The sequence below is a fragment of the Paenibacillus tyrphae genome, assembly GCF_027925525.1.
In the GTDB taxonomy this organism is placed as follows: domain Bacteria; phylum Bacillota; class Bacilli; order Paenibacillales; family NBRC-103111; genus Paenibacillus_G; species Paenibacillus_G tyrfis_B.
On the sequence record NZ_BSDJ01000027.1, the window covers coordinates 1 to 19,692 of the forward strand.

Genomic DNA, 19,692 nt, shown 5'->3' on the forward strand with positions numbered 1-19,692 from the left:
AGCGGTAAAGTGCATTATATCGTGAATGAAAACAGAACCTGGCGTCATTTGGACTTTTGGCAATATCAGACCATACTCCATGCACGACTGCCACGAATTCATTGTCGGCATTGCGATAAAATCACGACCGTCAAAGTAAATTGGGCACGGGAACATGCATCGTTCAGTTGGCTGTTTGAGGCCCACGTGATGGCATTAATGACGGAGATGCCTGTTGCAGCTGTAGCTCGAAAAGTAGGCGAGCATGATACAAGGTTATGGCGCATTTTCCACTATTATGTGGAACGAGCCATGAAGGAAATGGACATGACAAAAAGCGCTTGAACGTTTCGTTTCGACGAATCACTTGAACATTAAGGCGTACCAGTCGGCGTTGGGGAATGCCTATCGGGGAACCCATTTTGAAGTTTCCCCGTATCGTCAAGGGCTTGAGCACGTTTCAATAACGAAGATATTTTTGCCCAATGAACCTTATTGCCCGCATGGTGATATTCGGCTTTAAAGTCACTAAAATCCTGCTTTAACCGATCAATCGTTTCTTCATTAAAGATTCATCGAAATGCATATCTTTTTTATGTCGTCTTTCTTTGTATACTTCCCAATGGGTATACACTGAATGTCTTGTAACCTATAATAATCTACCCATGCGTTTCTTTCGACGTCATCGCGCCATTAGAAAGCGGCTAATTACTTGCAATTGATCGTACTTTTTTAGCTTTCTTCCCTTAATCTCTGCGGTTAGGATTTCGCATGTTTGAAGAATCAAGATAAGATTCCGGTATTTGTCCGCATTAGCAAATGGTAAATTCTTTGTCGCTTCGAGTTCTTTTCCCCAACGCTCATATATTTCTACTTGTTCTAATTGTTTCGCCACATGTATGCCCCCCCTTAAAGTCGTCAATAAGCCCAAGAATGTGAAAACAGGCGCCCCTCTTGGCGCCCGTACTGCATCGATACAAGGCAAAACTGAATATTTCGATTATATACGATCATTAGTATCGAAACTCCGATGCATCTTCGATCGCTGAAAAAAACGCACAAGGAAGTATCCTGCACGATCGATCGGGACCGATAAGGAAGGAAACGAGATTACACTGATCGACTTTGTAAAAACCATCGTCAAAATGATATAGTATTATGATCTGGTTAGAATTTTGTCGATTGATGTCGAATTTTGTGTATAATACAATAGCTATAAAGGACGATCGATTCTCCGTTTGTGGATGAAGAACTCCGGGCTTTCGGTATTTTTGAACAATCTTTTTGGAAGACCGTATCGTTCGTTTTCAACAATTCATATCAAATTAAGAGCAATATATGTTAAGTGGGCACAATTTGAGTATGTTATATTTTGAGTGAAAAACATCACAGTAGTTATGCTTGGTGTTGAAAGGAGGCCCCTATTGGTAATTCATACGCCCACGAATCTGGCTCTTCGAAAATTAGGGATGTATGTAAGGGCGGACGCAGATGACTGGCAGTACAACTGGCCTGTTCATACCCATGAAGGACTCGAAGTTTATTATTTCATACGCGGGGATGCGAATTATATTATCGGAGATAATATATACGATCTATCTCCAGGAGATATGCTTCTATTTCGGGGAAGCACCATTCATAGGGTTAATCCGTCGAAAGATGTTCCCTATGTCCGCAGCTATGTAAATTTTACGGAGTCTTTTTTGCAAGAGCAGATGTCGGGAGAGATGTTTGAAAAGCTAATGTCTTTGTTTGAATCGCCCAGCGGAAGGTTAATTCGTTGGTCACTGGAAGAGCGCAAAGAAGTAGAAGCGTATTTCCGGGCACTGCACCGGGAAAACGAACGGGAATCGTTCGGATACGAACTGATTTTGAAAGCGCTTCTGGTTCAATTGTTGGTTGCCATTTATCGCAAGGCCAAACGTTTGCATGAAATTGCGCCTGCCGTACAGCCATCGCACAGCCAGGAGAATGTTCGCCGCATTTTGCAATATGTAAATCAGCATTTTACGGAGAATTTCTCTCTTCAGGAATTGTCGGGGGCTCTGCATTTGAACAAATATTATATTTGTCACTGTTTTAAAGAGGTTACGGGATATACGATTAACAACTATATCATCAGTAAAAGGGTCGAGGAAGCCAAAAAAATGCTTCGAACGACAGATGAGCCGGTCGGATTAATATCAGAAAAACTCGGGTTCAACACGGCGGTTCATTTCAGCCGTTCTTTCAAGAAGTACGCCGGCGTGTCACCGCAGAGTTACCGTAAAAAAGACTTTGGCGCATAATGCTTTGAGCCGCTGAGAGCAAAAGGTTCAATTATCCAGACGAAGAAAAGGGGTAGAAGCGATGAATAAGAAAATGAAAGCGATATCTATTGGTATGGTCATGGTTCTGTTGACTCTTATGAGTGCCGCTTGCGCCAAGAAGGAATCGGGTGGAGGAGCGGAAGCCGGCGGTAAAAACGTAAAGCTGGACTTTGTCTGGTTTGCAGATGGAAATGAAGGCGCAATCATGAAAGATATTATCAAAGATTACGAAGCTAAAAATACGAATGTAAAAGTAAATATGATCGAAGTCCCTTATAAAGATCTGTCGACGAAATTGAAAACGATGATCGCAGGCGGAGAGCCTCCGGCATTGGCCCGAATCAGTACGACGGAGCTTGGCGGGTTTGCCAAACAGGCGGTGGACTTAAGCGAGAGCAACGGCGGATTGGAGAAGTATACCGGACAGTTCATCGATTCCCTCAAACCCTTCTATGTGGTGAATAATAAAGCGGTAGCCGCTCCTATGGATGTTACGGCTAATGGATTGATTTACAATAAAACCTTGTTTGATAAAGCCGGAGTGAAGGTGCCGTCATCTCCCGACAATGTCTGGACGTGGGATGAGTTCTCCGCCGCCTTGAAGCAGGTAATGGAAAAAGGCGGGGCTAAATACGGTCTTGTGTGGGACTTTACGCCGCAACGGTGGTCGACTATTCTGTACCAATTCGGAGGCAGCCTCATGAGCCCGGATGGAGCAAAAGCCACAATCAACAATGAAGCGGGTATACAGGCGGTTGAATATTTCAAAAAGCTGCATACCGACGGCATCGCCCCCACATCCGTATGGCTTGGCGGGGAAAACCCGAATAACTTGTTCCGCAGCGGGACGGTCGCCGCACATTTGGCAGGAAATTGGATGATTAGCAATTATAAAGATATTTCGAACTTCGAATGGGGCGTAACGTACATGCCGAAAGCCAAGCAGCGTTCCTCGGTACCGGGCGGCAAATTCGCGATGGCATTCAAAAATTCCGGCGTGGAGAAAGAAGCAACCGATTTCATTAACTATATCACCACGAAAGAAGTAAATGCGAAATATACCCAAGAGGCATTGTTCCTGAGCCCGCGCAAAGACAACGCGAAGCTGGACTATGCTTTCGGTAAAGAGATGATGGAAGTTTTCTCGAACGAGCTGAACAACACCGTTCCGGCAGCAGCTGAGGATTGGTCCAAGCAAACGATTGTGCCCAAATTCAGCAATGAGTTGAAGAAGACGATTTCGGAAATTATTGTTGGAAAAATAACGGGACAAGCAGGCTTAGATAAAGTTGCGGGATTAATTGATAAAGCCATCGGCGAAGAGAAGAAATAATCCATGCATCGGTACGGTTGAAGGGAAAGGAGTAAGCCTGATGTCTGTACAAACCTCTGCCGTAAAGACAATAAGGAAGCCGGGACAATCTAAAAAATGGATTCCTTATTTGTTTGTACTTCCTAACTTGTTGATTTTTACCACTTTTATCGTGATTCCCATGGTAATCGGATTCGTTTATTCTTTCCACGAATATGACGGATTGAATCCGATGGAGTTTATAGGCTTTGACAATTACAAAGAGATCTTTTCGAACAATGAGTTTTGGAGCGCACTGGGAAAAACCGCCCTGTATGCACTCATTGTAGTACCGTCGATTTACTGCCTATCCCTCGCCGTAGCGATGATGCTGATCCAGCAAATCCGGCTTAAAGGGCTATTTCGCTCCGTATTTTATTGGCCTACGATGATTTCGTATATCATTGTTGGTTTGACGTGGAAGTGGATTTTCGGCGATTTCGGTGTTTTGAATTACTTTATGACGATGTTCGGCTTGGAACCGGTTCATTTTTTATCGGATTCTTTTTTCGCGAATGTATCGGTGGTGATCGCAACGGTTTGGTCGCGTCTTGGATTTTATATGGTCATTTTCATGGCCGGCTTGCAGGCCATACCGAATGATTATTATGAGGCGGCCAGATTGGACGGGGCATCCAAGCCTCGGGTATTCTGGAGCATTACGCTTCCGCTGCTCAAGCCTACGACCGTACTTGTCGTGATGCTGACGCTGATCGAGGCGTTTAAGGCATATCCGTTACTGTTTGCGCTCACGGGGGGCGGACCGGGCAAAGATACGACTTATATCGTGCAATATATATACGAAACCGGGTTTGCCAAGCAGGAGCTGGGCATGGCCAGCGCAATGTCCGTGTTATTGTTTGTTCTTATCTCGCTGTTTACCGCTCTGCAGTTCAAACTGTCAAAGGGAGGCTCCGATTAGCGTGGAATTAAAGGCATCCGCCAAAGCCGTCTTGTATATTCTTCTTATTGTAATGGCTGCCATGTGGTTGTTTCCAGTGCTTTGGATTGTCATCTCGTCCTTCAAGACGAACAATGATTTGTACAGCTTTCCCCCGAGATTTTGGCCGGAGCCGATGACTTTCGAGCACTTTACGGCTGCCTTTCAGAAAGGCAACTTCGGACAATACTTCATCAACAGCACTATCGTCACGGTCAGCTCAACGATTCTGCTGCTGCTGATCAACTCGATGGCAGGGTTCGCGCTGGCTAAATATAAATTCAGAGGGGCTGCGGTGCTGCTCGTCGGGTTCGTGTCTACCCTGATGATCCCTCTTGAGGTCATTATGATCCCGATCTTTAAGGTGCTCAGCTTCCTCGGATTGTTCAACAGCCTGCTGGCTCTTATCATCCCGCCGGCAGCCACGCCGACAGGCGTTTTCTTGATCAGGCAGTATTTGCTTACCGTACCGGATGAACTGCTTGAGGCGGCCCGGATGGACGGGGCATCGGAATGGCGGATTTATTCGCAAATCATTCTGCCGATCTGCAAGCCGATCTTGGCGGTGCTTGCGATTTTCTCCTTCATGTGGCGATGGGACGATTTCTTATGGCCTCTTATCGGAATTAGCGATCCGTCCTTATATACGATTCAATTGGCCTTGTCCAACTTTATAGGAGAATTTAACGTTGATTGGGGAAGCTTGCTTGCCATGTCCGTCATTACGATGATTCCGGTGCTTGTGGTTTTCGTCATATTCCAGCGTCAATTCGTCAGCGGTATGGTGACATCCGGGATGAAATAATTGCAAAAATCCAATTCCCTTCACCACAGGGGCCGGTTGTCTCTGTCGGTGAAGGGATTTTTTAGGGGAGTTTGGGGATGGAACGCTTCATATTGTCGTTAGATCAAGGAACCACCAGTTCAAGAGCGATATTGTTCAACCATGACAGCCGGATTGTTTCAGCGGTGCAAAAGGAGTTCGCCCAGTATTACCCACAGCCCGGTTGGGTTGAGCAGGATGCGGAAGAAATTTGGGAATCGGTCGTTTCTGTCATCTCATTGTGCTTGTCGAAAGCAGGTATCGGACCGAGTCAAGTGGCGGCAATCGGTATTGCGAACCAGCGTGAAACGACGGTCGTCTGGGACAAAATGACGGGAAAGCCGATCTACAACGCTATAGTATGGCAATCCAGGCAAACCGCTCCAATCTGCGAGCGGTTAAAATCCCAAGGATGGCAGGACCTGGTCCATGAGAAAACCGGCCTCCTGATCGACGCGTATTTCTCGGCGACTAAAGCAGCCTGGATTCTTGACGAGGTACCCGGCGCCAGAGCGCGTGCGGAGCGGGGAGAATTATTGTTCGGTACCGTCGATACTTGGCTGATTTGGAAATTGACCGGAGGCAAGGTTCATGTGACGGACTACTCCAACGCTTCCCGTACGATGATGTTTAATATCCGGGAATTGAAGTGGGATACAGAGCTGCTGAAACGGTTAAACATTCCGGAATCGATGCTTCCCGAGGTCAGGCCCTCCTCCTGCATCTACGGCGTAACGGATAAGGAAATCGTTGGCGGGGAGATTGCGATTGCAGGAACGGCCGGCGACCAACAGGCCGCGTTATTCGGACAAGCGTGCTTTGAGGAAGGAGCGGCCAAAAACACCTATGGAACCGGATGCTTCATGCTGATGCATACCGGCAGTAAAGCGGTGTACTCAAAACACGGGCTGCTCACGACCATCGCCTGGAGCATAGGCGGCCGGGTGGAATACGCGCTGGAGGGCAGCATCTTTGTGGCGGGTTCCGCGATCCAATGGCTGCGCGACGGGCTTAGGATGATCAAGAGCGCCGAGGAAAGCGAAGCGTTTGCTTCACGTGTGGAATCTGCCGAAGGGGTGTACGTGGTACCGGCGCTCGTCGGGCTCGGAACCCCTTATTGGGACAGCGATGCCAGGGGAGCGGTATTCGGGGTTACCCGCGGAACCACCAAAGAGCATTTCATACGCGCAACCCTGGAAGCTCTCGCTTATCAAACCAAGGATGTACTCGCCGTGATGGAAGAGGAATCGGGGATTACTTTGCATTCGCTGCGTGTGGATGGCGGAGCGGTAAAAAACAATTTTTTGATGCAGTTCCAGAGCGATATCCTGAATGTGCCTGTCGAACGCCCGGTAATTAATGAAACTACAGCTTTGGGTGCGGCCTATTTGGCTGGACTGGCTGTAGGGTATTGGGCCGATCAGTCGGACATCGTGAAACAATGGAAACGAGATAAAACCTTCATGCCGAATATGGACGATGCCAAGCGTCGTAACTTGTACGACGGATGGAAAAAAGCCGTTCATGCAACGAGGGCTTTTAAATAACGGATAGGAATGTGGAGGTAAATCATGAGAGTAAGCAGTAAGTTATTGCAGGCCGTGGAAGGGCATCATTATTTGGACCTTGTGACCGATGAAGCCAAGTATCGCATCTATCTGATGAATGATTATGTGATCCGAATCCGCTGCACCTTCGACGAACAGTTTGCCGAAGAAGCTTCGTATACGCTGGCCATGACCGCATGGGATGACAAGATGGATGGGATGGTCGAGGATCGCAGGAGAGTGGCGGCTCTTCCGGCTCAGTATGAAGATTTGGGTACCCACTTGCTGCTCCGCACGAATCAATTACGGCTGATGATACACCGGGAGCCTTTTGCCATTGAAATTACGGATGCGGAAGGCCGAGTGCTCCATGAGGATTTGAAAGAGCGCCCCTATGTGAAAGATAAGCACGGCCGATCGTATCATTATTCAAACCTGACGGATGAAGACCATTACTACGGCTTCGGTGAGAAAAGCGGGCATTTGAATAAAAAGAAGAGAAGGCTGCGGATGCATAATGTGGATACGATCGGTTACGATTCGGAACATACGGATCCGCTGTATAAGCACATCCCGTTCTATATTAAATTTAACGGAAAGACGCAGTCTGCAACGGGTTTGTTCTATCATAACAGCCATGCATCCACTTTTGATATGGGATGCGAACGCAGCGGCTACTGGAACAAGTATAGTTATTTTTGCGCGGACGGCGGGGAACTGGATCTCTTCTTCATGTACGGTCCGCAAATAAAGGATGTCGTCCGCCACTACACGGATCTAACGGGCAAAACGATTTTGCCGACGCAATACTCGCTTGGATATATGGGCTCCACCATGTACTATACCGAACTGGACCGGGATTCGGATCAAGCGATTTTGAACTTTCTGGACAGATGCAAGGCGGAAGGAATTCCCTGCGACGGATTCTTCATGTCTTCAGGCTACACCACTGGCGAAGACGGGAAAAGGTATGTCTTTAACTGGAATAATCAACGATTCCCTCATCCGCAAAACTTTATCGAACAAATGCGAAGCAAGGGGGCGGCATTGGCCCCTAATATAAAGCCGGGTATGCTGCTTACTCACCCGTTATATAAACAATTTGACGAGGCGGGTGCCTATATAAAAGACGATAAGGGGGACAAATCCCAAACCGACCGTTATTGGGGAGGACCAGCTTCTTTCGTCGACTTCACCAACCCGAAAGGCAGACAATTATGGAAAGACCAGTTGAAAGCATCGTTTATTAACTTGGGGGTCACTTCCATCTGGAACGACAATAACGAATATGAAATTAACAATCCGGATGCGTTGTGCGAGTTTGAAGGCGGCAAGAAAGAAATCAGCGCCTTGCGGCCGCTTCTTCCCAATCTTATGGCTCAAGCGGCCAAGGAAGCGATCGCCGAAGCTGCGCCGAATACGAGACCTTATATTGTCAACCGCGCCGGATTTGCCGGTATTCAGCGTTATGCCCAAACCTGGGCCGGAGACAACAATACGAGCTGGCACAGCTTAAAATTCAATATTCCTGTTATTTTAGGAATGGGACTGTCCGGTGTAGCGAACCAGGGCTGCGATATTGGCGGCTTCTTCGGCCCTGCCCCGGAACCGGAGCTGTTCGTCCGTTGGGTACAGAACGGGATTTTCCAACCGAGGTTCTCCATCCATTCCTGCAACACCGACAATACCGTCACCGAGCCGTGGATGTATCCTTCGTATACTCCATATATCCGGGAGGCGATTCAGCTTCGTTACCGTTTGATCCCTTATTTCTACTCTTTACTGTACGAAGCTTCCGTCCTGGGCTCTCCGGTCATGCGGCCGACGGTGTATGAATTTCAGCATGACCCCGCCACTTGGGAGGAAAGCTTCGATTTCATGCTGGGAAGGTCGATCCTGGTCGCCAATGTTCTGGAAAAAGGGGCGGAAACGAGAACGGTGTACCTGCCGGAAGGCAGCGAATGGGTGGACTGGCATACAAGAGAGCGTTATGCAGGGGGACAGACGATCCGGCTTAAGGTTTCCTTAGATTCGATTCCGATGTTTATCCGCAGCGGGGCTGTTATTCCGCTCGCGCCGTATGTGCAGAACATTCATAACGACCGTATAGAAGAGCTGCATTTGCTGATCGAGCCGTCCGAGAACGCAAGCTTCGTTCTGTATGAGGACGACGGGGTAACGAACAATTACAAGAACGGCGACTATCTGAAAACAACGATCAACGTCGAAACGGATGGAAACACCGTTATTTCTTTCAAGAAAGACGGAGCGTACGCCAGCACAGTGAAACGAATCGTCATTGATTTGGTATGTAACCAAATTGCTCCGGTTCAAGTGATGCTGCAGGGTAGAAAGCTTCCGATGTTTCTCGATCCCGCCGAGTGGAAAGCGAAGGAAGAAGGCTGGTACTACGATCTGGAGCTTAAAACGGCAAAAATCAAGTACGACAACAGCCAAGCCGATTATGAAATTGCAGTTAACTTCGATATAAAAGACTTGATTTCCATTTAACTCGTGATCGTCGAAGGAGGGATGCAAGATGGAGGAAGCCTTTTCAAGTAACAGAAGGACGGAAATATTACAAGCCTTACCGAAGCAAACGTTCGATGTCCTTATCATCGGGGGCGGGATTACCGGGGCCGGTATTCTGCTTGATGCGACGACCAGGGGCATGAACACGGTGCTGGTGGAAATGCAGGATTTCGCAGCGGGAACCTCCAGCCGATCCACCAAGCTGGTCCATGGAGGGCTGCGTTATTTGAAGCAGCTTGAGGTAAAAATGGTCGCCGAGGTCGGGAAAGAACGCGCGGTTGTGTATGAGAATGGCCCTCATGTGACCACTCCGGAATGGATGCTGCTTCCGTTCCATCAAGGCGGTACGTTCGGAAAGTTCAGTACTTCTCTGGGACTGAGGCTCTATGATTTTTTGGCGGGAGTGAAGCGAAGCGAGCGGCGGAAAATGCTCGGCGTTCAGGAAACGATACGGCGTGAGCCGCTCGTCAAGCGTGAAGGGCTAAAGGGAAGCGGCGTCTACGTCGAGTATCGTACCGATGACGCCCGCCTCACCATCGAGGTGATGAAAGAAGCGTTCGCGCGTGGAGCGAAGGCTGTAAACTATGCCAAGGTCGAGCAGTTTATTTATCAAAACGGCAAAGTTGTTGGAGTGAAAGTCAGGGATACGATCCATGGAGCATGGTATGAGATCTTTGCCCGCAAAATCGTGAATGCCGCCGGGCCTTGGGTAGATACGCTTCGGGAGATGGATCAATCGAAAACCAAGAAACATTTGCAGCTGACCAAAGGAGTACATTTGGTGATCGACCAATCCCGGTTTCCGCTGCGGCAAGCGGTCTATTTCGATACGCCGGACGGGCGGATGGTATTCGCTATTCCGCGGGACGGTAAGGCGTATGTAGGTACCACGGATACTGTCTTCAAGGGAGATATCGCTCATCCGAGAATGTCTTCCGAAGATCGCAACTATATCATTAATGCCGTTAATTATATGTTTCCCACATTGAACCTTGGCATTCAGGATATTGAATCCAGTTGGACGGGACTTCGCCCGCTTATCTTTGAAGAAAGTAAAACGGCGTCGGAAATATCCCGCAAGGATGAAATCTGGCAGTCGGAGTCCGGATTAATTACCATTGCGGGAGGCAAACTCACCGGTTATCGTAAAATGGCGGAAATGGTCGTCGATCTTTTGAACGATTTGTTCAAGAAGGAAGGAGTAACCAAATTTACCCCTTGCGTGACCAAAACCATGCCGATCTCCGGCGGACATGTAGGCGGACCGGATCGATTCCCTACCTTTATCGAGCGGAAAACGGCGGAGGGCATAAAGCGGGGGTTCAGCAAGGAGCAAGCGGAGAAGCTTGTTCGAAAATACGGCTCGAATATTGATCGTTTGTACGAGCTGGCTTCTACCCATGGAAAAAATGGTTCGGACTTCGAGCTTCCTTTAGACGTGCTGGCCATGGTTGTCTACGCTATTGAAGAGGAAATGACGGTGAAACCGATCGATTTCTTTAACCGGCGTACGGGCGGGCTGCTCTTTAATATCTCATGGGTGCATGAATTCAGGACGCCGGTTATTGCATTTATGGAGCAGTATTTGCATTGGAGCGAAGAAGAGACACGGCAGTACAGGGAAGAGCTGGAGAAGCAGCTTCTCGAGGCTGTTGTCCCTGTAGATGTTAGATAACAATTCAGATTGTGCAGTCATGAGCCTCACGTGAAAGCCCGCTTGGGGCTGCCAGTGCGCTGCGGGCGGAACGATTTTCAATGCTCAAACATCGGAAAGAGGCATTGACCAGGCTCTTTACCTACTGTATATTTCTATATCGCATAAAAAAAGTGCTTGCCATTGGCTTTCTGATAAGTCAAAGGCAAGCACTTTTTATACTTCCGCCTCCAAAAACAGCATGTTTGAATCACTATACGGATAATGCATAAATATAAGCTATTTTCTCAACAATTATGACACCACACAGATCGGTGTCCGATTTTATATTCAAGCGACAAGGGCAGAGGATGAAGCTTGCAAAAGAATAGGGGACTGTCCCACAGTGGTCAAGACCCCAAATAGCGGACATTGAAAAAAGCCCTAGGCTACAAGCTGACGTCGGTACTCTGCCGGCGTCAGCTTGTTTAGCTTTCTTTGCGCTGTCCAGTCACGTCTTTATGCGTTTCAAAAGCCTTCCTGAACGTCTCTAATACAAGAGGATTGCCGTTACGGCTGCTTATGTGGTAGGCAACAATTTCACCGTTCCAAAAGTTCCTTCATTGCGGATAAATAAATGCGATCATCCAATACTCGATATTGAGTCACATCCGTTACCCATTTTTGATTGGGTCCTGTCGCACTAAAATCTCTCTGTAGCAGATTCTCCGCGATCCTCCCATCAGATTTAGCTGCTTCACGTGTCGTGCGATGAACCTATTTGCGACGAATGATTGCCTTAATCTTTAACTCTCGCATAAGCCGCAATACCTTCTTATGGTTCAAACACAGGCCGTACTGTCGGTAAAATTCGTCCTGTATCTGCCGATATCCAAACGTCTTCTTACGTTGATCCAGGAGTCCAAACTCACCTAATTGCTTATACCTCCGCATCCACTTCTTTGAATACGTTTTAAACTTCTGACCACTTACTGCCATAAAAAACTGCACCTCCAACTGTTAGATGGTGTCTAACAATTGGGGTGCAGTTCAAATTCATCGGATTAACCTAGGGGTTTTTCCAATGTCTATTCTAAGGAGTGCAGTTCAATTGAGAAATTGGACTTTTTTCGTTACTCTAGAAAAGCGCCCTTATGTTGAATAACACCTTAATGGAGGTTACATATTTTGAAACTGGAAAGGCTCTTATCTATCATTATTCTACTGCTGAACCGTCGTATGGTGCAGGCTAAGGAATTGGCGGAGCGGTTTGAGGTATCCATTCGGACGATATACCGAGATATAGACGCAATTAATGCAGCCGGCATCCCGATCGTCACCTATCAAGGAACAAACGGCGGCATTGGTTTGGCAGAAGGTTACCGCTTGGATCGAAATATGCTAACAAATGACGAGCTTGCTGCTATCGTCACCGCCCTCCGCAGTATTTCCAATTCATATGGCAAAGAGCAACACCAACGACTAGTGGAAAAAATAAATAGTGTCGTACTGCCATCGCATAAAGAAGAATTTCAACATAAGACAAATCGCGTACTCATCGATTACACTCCTTGGGATGGTATTGAACATCTCCGTCCGAAACTACAACTATTAGACGAAGCATTAGATAGCTGTGTATTAATTAGCTTCACCTATTCGAATGCAGAAGGTGAAGTTTCCCAGCGTATAGTAGAGCCACATAAGCTCATTCTCAAAGGAAGGCATTGGTATCTGCAAGCTTATTGTCTAGAGAAAGAAGAGTTCCGCCTGTTTAAAATAAAAAGAATGAAAGAGCTCGCGATAGATCGTGAAAGAACTTTCATTCGTCGAGATCCCGCTACTCAGGGGCATATCGAAGGCAAAAGTAAATTCAAACCATCCAATGTACCGGAAGTTGTCCTTCGATTCCAAGATGAAGCTCGTTATTTAGCGGAAGAATGGTTTGGCATCGAAGAACTTTTGCCAGTTGAGGATGGCAGTTGGCTAGTAAAAAAGGCATATCCGGAAAATGAATGGCTCTATAGTTTCATTCTTGGCTTGGGACATCATGTAGAGGTGCTTGAGCCCCAACATTTACGGAAAATCATTGCTAGTCGTGCGGAAAAAATAGCAACAATTTATAAAAATGACAAGGTAACTTGACAGTCGGTTGTCAGGTTTATTGTTTTATACTGGTTTCATTCTATAATTAAGGAGAATGATAAAGGATGAAACATAACGAACGAATTGAACCTACCCGAATTGAGGAATTACCCTCCTTCACGTTAGCTGGAATTAGTACCGTTACCACAAATGAAGCCGAACTAAGCAAAGCTGGAAAAATTGGTAAGTTATTCGAACAGTTCCATTCTCAAAATATTGGTAAGAAGCTAGGTGTTAATATACAAGAGGATGGTCATTATAGCTGTTACTTCAACTATGAGCAGGGAGATGCGGGACTTTATGAAGTAATGGTCAGCGTACATGTGCAGGAAGCATTACAACTTCAAAACCTAGATATGATAAAAGCATTTACGGTTCCTGCTGCAAAATATGCCGTATTCGTCACAGAACGTGGACCAATTATAGAGATGGTGCAGCGTACTTGGGCTGATATTTGGCAATGGTCACAACAGCCGGGAAATAACCGAGCATTCACGGGTGATTTTGAATATTACAGCAAGGATATTAATCCAGAGGACGGACAAGCAGAAGTCTATATTTCGATAAAATAGCTTCCATGCTGTACCGGACAGCTTAAAAAAGGAATGATCAATATGAGTGCAATTAAAAATACCAAGGTGGAGGATGTATTCGAACAGTATCCTAAACAAATTCGGTCGAAGCTATTGATTCTTCGTCAGTTAATTTTGGATACGGCCATTGAGACAGAAGGCGTTGATCACGTGGATGAAACGCTAAAATGGGGAGAGCCTAGTTACATCACAAAAAAAGGGAGTACAGTTAGAATAGGCTGGAAACCGTCAAGCCCAGACCAATACGCCATGTATTTTAACTGCAATACAAAGCTAGTTGCTACGTTTAAAGAGGTTTATAGAGATTTATTCAACTATGAAGGGAATCGAGCGATTGTATTTGCAGAAAATGATGAAATACCAGTAAACGAATTCAAACAGTGCATTGCATTGGCACTCACTTATCATACTCGAAAGCATCTACCAATGCTTGGGATATAATAATAAATAAAAGACAGACTGCAAAGAATGACCTTGGCAGTCTGTCTTTCTCATTTAATTGGAAGCCGGCAGCTCAATTTTGGTTTCCAATCCCTTGATGACGAATGGCTTCAAAATCAAGTATTTGGTCGTCCCGGACGTTGAGGCGTACCGTCTGTCATAATTCAACCGGTTTCCTTCGTAATTAGACAGATCCAGCCGCTATAGGATCACATTTCATTTACACTATTCTGCTTATCCACCCCCCAGCATCGTTGACCATAAATAATTTAAATAGTAACAATAGACGATTTCAATTTCAGAATCCGCCGAAGCTATGATACATTCGAGATGTCATCGAGCGGGATGACCTGGAAAGAAAGCGCTACCTTTGTTGGAAAGCATCATATTATGTAAAAAAACTATATGAAACCGAGGGGTTCTCTATGATTACTACAAAAAACAGCAACGATATTTCACTTATCGGAGTGCCGCTTCAACTCGGTGCCAATCGTTCTGGTGTAGACATGGGGCCGACTGCGATTCGAAGTTCAAATATTCAGGCAAGGCTGGAAACGTTGGGTTTCCACGTCAGTGATTGCGGCGATATCGAGGTTAACCGCTTGCAGGACAGGTGTGATCCTGATGAAAAATTAAAGTACTTGGCGGAAATCGTTCGCGTTAACACGAAATTGGCTGAAGTGGTGGCCCGAGAGATGGGAAAAGGCCGGTTTCCTCTCGTTATCGGCGGAGATCACAGTATTGCTATCGGAACAATTAAAGGTATCCTGCAGCATGTGAACAAGCTTGGTGTCATTTGGTTCGACGCGCATACGGATGTGAATACGGAATTTACGACCACTTCGGGTCACATTCATGGAATGTCGCTAGCTGTATTGTTAGGTCACGGGCATCCGAGTCTAACTTCCATTGGGGGAGCGAACAAGAAATTAGATCCGCGCAACGTTGTTATTATCGGGGCGAGATCGATCGATCCGGGTGAAAGGCTGTTCTTGAAGGAGCAAGGCATTCGCGTATTTACGATGTATGACATCGACAAATATGGCATGAAAGCGGTCATGGATGAGGCGTTAGAGCGGGTTTCGGCAGGTACGGATGGTATTCACCTCAGTCTGGATTTGGACGGGATGGACCCGCGGGAAGCGCCCGGTGTCGGAACGCCTGTAGAGGGCGGGATTACTTATAGAGAGAGTCATTTTGCTATGGAATATCTGCATGAACATGGCGCTCTTGTCTCGGCGGAAATTGTAGAAGTGAATCCGATGCTCGATGTGAACAACAGGACGGCCAAATCCGCTGTCGACTTGGCCGGCTCGCTTTTTGGAGAACGAATTCTATAAATAAAATCATTTTGATCGGGGAGGCCCTGCCATGACACAAACAAAGCAAATTATTGAACAGACTGAAAAATACGGAGCTGCAAATTACCGTCCGCTGCCTATCGTGATATCTAAAGCGGAGGGAGTATGGGTGGAAGATCCGGAAGGCAACAAATATATGGATATGCTAAGTGCCTATTCCGCGCTAAACCATGGGCACAGACACCCGAAAATCGTTCAAGCGTTGAAGGATCAAGCGGATAAAGTCACTTTGACATCCCGTGCGTTTCACAATGACCAGCTAGGGACCTTTTACGAAAAACTGTCGCAGCTGACGGGGAAAAGTATGATCCTTCCGATGAATACAGGCGCAGAGGCCGTGGAAACGGCGATCAAAGCCATTCGGCGCTGGGCGTACGGCGTGAAAAAAGTGCCTGCCAATCAAGCTGAAATTATTGTTTGTGAAGGCAATTTCCATGGACGCACGATTACGATTACTTCTTTTTCCTCCGAGGAAGAGTATAAGGCTGGATTCGGGCCGTTCACACCCGGGTTCAAAATTATTCCGTACGGCGATCTGGAAGCTTTGAAAAATGCGATTTCGCCGAATACCGCTGCATTTTTGTTCGAGCCGATTCAAGGGGAAGCGGGCATCAATATTCCGCCAACCGGATTTATCCAAGGAGCGCAAAGGCTTTGCAACGAAAACAATGTCTTGTTAGTTGCCGATGAAATCCAAACGGGCTTCGGGCGCACGGGCAAGTTATTTGCTTGCGACTGGGAGAATGTGAAGCCGGATATGTACATTTTGGGTAAAGCATTGGGCGGAGGGGTATTTCCGATTTCTGCGGTCGCTGCTGACCAGGACATTCTCGGCGTGTTTAACCCGGGTTCTCACGGCTCTACTTTTGGCGGTAATCCGTTAGGCTGTGCAGTAGCAATTACGGCATTGGATGTTCTGCAAGAAGAGGATCTGGTTCGTCGTTCCGAACAATCGGGACAATATTTTATAAATAAGCTAAAGGAGATCAAAAGCAGCAAATTGAAGGAAATTCGCGGCCGCGGCTTATTTATCGGGCTTGAATTGAACGAACCGGCGCGTCCTTATTGCGAAAAGCTGAAAGAGCTGGGCCTGCTGTGCAAAGAAACGCATGAAACGACGATTCGGTTTGCTCCGCCGTTAAATATTTCACAAGAAAATTTGGATTGGGCGCTTGAACGAATTGTATCGGTTTTTCATGAAGTGGAAGCTGCAACCCAGTAAGGATGCCTTTCAATCGCCAAAGCTCATGAGTGTATGGTGCAGAATAAGGGGGCGAATTCATCATAGAACAGAGGATACATGGTGTGACCGAGTTGCAGCGCACGATGAAGAGCAGGCATGTCTATATGATTTCACTCGGTGGAGTTATTGGCACAGGGCTGTTTATCAGTTCAGGGTATACGATTAGTCAGGCGGGACCTGGCGGTTCGATTCTCGCGTATTTGGTGGGCGGACTCATTATGTATCTCGTTATGATGTGCCTTGGCGAATTATCCGTTGCCATGCCTGAATCAGGCTCTTTTCAAACGTATGCGACGAAATATATCGGACCTGCTACAGGATTTACGGTCGGTTGGTTATATTGGTTTGGTTGGGTAATTACATTAGGCTCTGAGGTTACAGCTTCCGGGTTAATCATGAAGCGCTGGTTTCCTGACGTACCGACTTGGATCTGGTGTACCCTCTTTGTGATTGTGCTCTTTTTACTGAATGCTCTTTCTACAAGAGCATACGCCGAGACGGAGTACTGGTTTGCGAGTATTAAACTATTTACGATCATCGCATTTATTGTTTTAGGCGGCGCTGCTATGTTCGGGTTTATTCACATGAAAGGTTATTCGTCTGCGCCTATGTTTTCTAATTTTACGGGAGAAGGCGGTTTATTTCCTAATGGTTTAGGCGGCGTGTTGATGTCGATGGTCACGGTTAATTTTGCTTTTCAGGGCAGCGAGCTCGTTGGAATTGCCGCGGGAGAAAGCAAAGATCCGGAGACTTCCGTGCCTAAAGCCATTCGAAATACAGTCTGGCGAATTATTTTATTTTTCCTGCTATCCATTTTTGTTGTCTCGGGATTAATTTCGTGGAAAGAAGCGGGAGTTATAGAAAGTCCGTTTGTTATGGTTTTTGACAATATCGGTGTTCCTTATTCTGCCGACATTATGAATTTTGTGATCTTAACGGCTCTATTGTCCGTTGCGAATTCCGGACTGTATGCTTCATCCCGCATGCTTTGGGCTCTTTCGAGAAGCAAAATGGCTCCTGCCGCTCTGGGAAAATTAACGGCAAGAGGAGTACCGTTAAATGCATTAATCATTAGTGTCGGTATTGCCTGCTTGTCACTGTTATCCAGCGTTTATGCGGCAGACACCGTTTATCTGTGGCTAGTTTCGCTTGCCGGATTGACCGCTATTATGGCTTGGATGGCTATCGCTGCTTCTCAATATATGTTCCGCAAAAAATTCCTCAAGCAAGGCGGGCGTCTTACTGACTTGAAATACCGTACCCCGTTGTATCCCTTTGTTCCAATAGCGGCCTTCATCCTGTGTACGGTTGCTTGCATCGGGCTTGCCTTTGATCCGAATCAACGGCTTGCGCTGTATTGCGCAGTGCCATTTGTTACTTTTTGTTATGTTATTTATCATATGAAGTATAAGAAGAAAATGTAAAATAATAAAAATTGAAATCGCTTACTGATACATTTGGGCAGAAAAAATGGTAGAAGGAGACGCATGCTCCTTCTGCCATTCTTTCTGCCCAATTTCAATCTTCTAAAGGTTTCCAAGCCTGCTTGAGAAGATCGCAAAAGCTTTGAATATTTGCTTCTTCCGACCTGGATTTGAGGTAAATAAGAGATGTTTCAACCCGATGTTGAAAACGATGGATCGGGACAAGCTTACCCGTAGCCAGCTCCTCCTTGATTCCGTCTGAGCTTAGCAAAGCGATGCTTGTCTGATTGAGTGCCGAACGCTTGATCGCTTCATCGCTGCCGGACTCAATGATGTTCGTAGGTTGATACTCCAATTCAGATAGACATCCTTTAATGACGTCTTCCAAATTACAACTTTCTCTATAAGTGATCAGCGGGTAATGGGAGAAAACCGTGGACAAGTCATATTGCTCGGAGATCTCTTGGGTCGTAACCATCATAACCTCTTCTGTGTCCAGGTTAATCGATTCCATCTCGGATGAATTATACTTTCCTGCGATGATTCCGATATCGGCTTGATGGGAGCTTACTAGCTTTATTGTTTCTTTACTATTGTAGCAAGCCAAATCTAATTTAACCTTTGGATGGTCTTTAATGAAAGAACTGATTAACAACGAGAGATGCCGGCCGTAGTAATATTCAGGGGCTGCAATGGCAAGTTTGCCGTAAGGTTCGTCAAGCGTTTTTAAAGCGGTTTCCAAATCGGTTATAGCGTTCAAAATGATATCCGTATGGTGTTTCACCAATTTTCCGGTAGGGGTTAAGAACGTTTTTTTGCCGACACGATTAAATAAAGGATGTCCCAATTCTCTTTCCAATGCTTGAATTTGGACAGAGATCGTAGGCTGTGTATAGGATAAAATTTCGGCTGCTTTGGACAAATTTAATTGGTCGGCGACGACTTGGAAGGTTTTAAGGTTTCTGAGCTCCATTTTATACCTCCAAATGAACTGCAAACAATCAACAAAAAAACCAGACAATTCCTCTTTATTATATCAATGAAATAGTTCCGTTGCCAGAACTCCAGGTTCGTCATGAGCGGCACGCGGTTATTTTACTATGCTGCCTGTGAGTTCAGCGCCGCCGTGTGAATCTTATACTTACTGCAACCTCAAGGATCGCCGATTGTTGTCTTGAGAACGCGTATAAAAAGTGTAGTAGAGAGAAAAAGCTTGTTATTAGATAAATTCAGGTGTGCGGGGGATATGTGATGAATTGGTTTTATAATTTAACCATGAAAATCTTAATCATTTCTTCATGTTTTAATAACATTGCGAAAACATTACTGAAGTAAAGTTTAACCCAGCGTGTCAGATATCCATTTTTGAGCCAT

At 46.2% G+C, this 19,692-nt stretch carries 17 protein-coding genes; 14 read left to right on the forward strand and 3 right to left on the reverse strand.

What is annotated here, in order from left to right; all coding sequences use genetic code 11:
- Positions 1-324: helix-turn-helix domain-containing protein (locus QMG93_RS25620; protein WP_281941564.1), on the forward strand; the 324-nt coding region annotated here is incomplete at its 5' end.
- A 337-nt stretch (positions 325-661) separates the two neighbouring features.
- Here QMG93_RS25620 and QMG93_RS25625 read toward each other — a convergent pair.
- Positions 662-874, reverse strand: a complete 213-nt coding sequence (locus QMG93_RS25625; protein WP_281941566.1) for a hypothetical protein — start codon at positions 872-874, stop codon at positions 662-664.
- A gap of 529 nt (positions 875-1,403) precedes the next feature.
- Here QMG93_RS25625 and QMG93_RS25630 point away from each other — a divergent pair.
- The 7 genes from QMG93_RS25630 to QMG93_RS25660 all read left to right on the forward strand — a co-directional run bounded on the left by QMG93_RS25630 (position 1,404) and on the right by QMG93_RS25660 (position 11,156).
- Positions 1,404-2,267, forward strand: coding sequence for an AraC family transcriptional regulator (locus QMG93_RS25630; RefSeq protein ID WP_281941568.1), 864 nt, complete (start codon positions 1,404-1,406; stop codon positions 2,265-2,267).
- A 61-nt stretch (positions 2,268-2,328) separates the two neighbouring features.
- Positions 2,329-3,621: an ABC transporter substrate-binding protein gene (locus tag QMG93_RS25635; RefSeq protein WP_010495820.1), complete on the forward strand. Its 1,293-nt coding sequence runs from the start codon at positions 2,329-2,331 to the stop codon at positions 3,619-3,621.
- A gap of 40 nt (positions 3,622-3,661) precedes the next feature.
- Positions 3,662-4,561, forward strand: a complete 900-nt coding sequence (locus QMG93_RS25640; protein WP_108531246.1) for a carbohydrate ABC transporter permease — start codon at positions 3,662-3,664, stop codon at positions 4,559-4,561.
- 1 nt (position 4,562) lies between these two features.
- Positions 4,563-5,384: a carbohydrate ABC transporter permease gene (locus tag QMG93_RS25645; RefSeq protein ID WP_281941572.1), complete on the forward strand. Its 822-nt coding sequence runs from the start codon at positions 4,563-4,565 to the stop codon at positions 5,382-5,384.
- Positions 5,385-5,461: 77 nt separating this feature from the next.
- Positions 5,462-6,949, forward strand: a complete 1,488-nt coding sequence (gene glpK, locus QMG93_RS25650; protein ID WP_281941574.1) for a glycerol kinase GlpK — start codon at positions 5,462-5,464, stop codon at positions 6,947-6,949.
- A 24-nt stretch (positions 6,950-6,973) separates the two neighbouring features.
- Complete coding sequence (locus QMG93_RS25655; RefSeq protein ID WP_281941576.1) at positions 6,974-9,460, forward strand: TIM-barrel domain-containing protein; 2,487 nt, start codon at positions 6,974-6,976, stop codon at positions 9,458-9,460.
- Between the two features lie 28 nt (positions 9,461-9,488).
- Complete coding sequence (locus tag QMG93_RS25660) at positions 9,489-11,156, forward strand: glycerol-3-phosphate dehydrogenase/oxidase (RefSeq protein WP_281941578.1); 1,668 nt, start codon at positions 9,489-9,491, stop codon at positions 11,154-11,156.
- 735 nt (positions 11,157-11,891) lie between these two features.
- Here QMG93_RS25660 and QMG93_RS35440 read toward each other — a convergent pair.
- Positions 11,892-12,113 (reverse strand): IS3 family transposase, encoded by a 222-nt coding sequence (locus tag QMG93_RS35440; protein WP_413789336.1) that lies wholly within the window; start codon positions 12,111-12,113, stop codon positions 11,892-11,894.
- A gap of 189 nt (positions 12,114-12,302) precedes the next feature.
- Here QMG93_RS35440 and QMG93_RS25665 point away from each other — a divergent pair, with 189 nt between their 5' ends.
- The 6 genes from QMG93_RS25665 to QMG93_RS25690 all read left to right on the forward strand — a co-directional run bounded on the left by QMG93_RS25665 (position 12,303) and on the right by QMG93_RS25690 (position 18,318).
- Positions 12,303-13,256 carry a helix-turn-helix transcriptional regulator gene (locus tag QMG93_RS25665; protein ID WP_281941580.1) on the forward strand — a complete coding sequence of 318 codons (954 nt, stop codon included), beginning with the start codon at positions 12,303-12,305 and terminating at the stop codon, positions 13,254-13,256.
- A gap of 65 nt (positions 13,257-13,321) precedes the next feature.
- Positions 13,322-13,828 (forward strand): GyrI-like domain-containing protein, encoded by a 507-nt coding sequence (locus QMG93_RS25670; protein ID WP_281941582.1) that lies wholly within the window; start codon positions 13,322-13,324, stop codon positions 13,826-13,828.
- A 42-nt stretch (positions 13,829-13,870) separates the two neighbouring features.
- Complete coding sequence (locus QMG93_RS25675; protein WP_281941584.1) at positions 13,871-14,290, forward strand: DUF1801 domain-containing protein; 420 nt, start codon at positions 13,871-13,873, stop codon at positions 14,288-14,290.
- A 425-nt stretch (positions 14,291-14,715) separates the two neighbouring features.
- A complete protein-coding gene (rocF, locus tag QMG93_RS25680; RefSeq protein WP_281941585.1) occupies positions 14,716-15,630 on the forward strand; it encodes an arginase in 915 nt (304 codons plus the stop codon).
- 31 nt (positions 15,631-15,661) lie between these two features.
- Positions 15,662-16,873, forward strand: coding sequence for an ornithine--oxo-acid transaminase (locus QMG93_RS25685; RefSeq protein ID WP_281941587.1), 1,212 nt, complete (start codon positions 15,662-15,664; stop codon positions 16,871-16,873).
- A 104-nt stretch (positions 16,874-16,977) separates the two neighbouring features.
- On the forward strand, positions 16,978-18,318 hold the full coding sequence (locus QMG93_RS25690) for an amino acid permease (RefSeq protein WP_281941680.1): 1,341 nt from the start codon (positions 16,978-16,980) through the stop codon (positions 18,316-18,318).
- Between the two features lie 94 nt (positions 18,319-18,412).
- Here QMG93_RS25690 and QMG93_RS25695 read toward each other — a convergent pair whose 3' ends face one another.
- The gene (locus tag QMG93_RS25695) at positions 18,413-19,291 is read right to left on the reverse strand and encodes a LysR family transcriptional regulator (RefSeq protein WP_281941588.1); all 879 of its coding nucleotides are present in this window, start codon (positions 19,289-19,291) and stop codon (positions 18,413-18,415) included.
- Between the last annotated feature and the right edge of the window lie 401 nt (positions 19,292-19,692).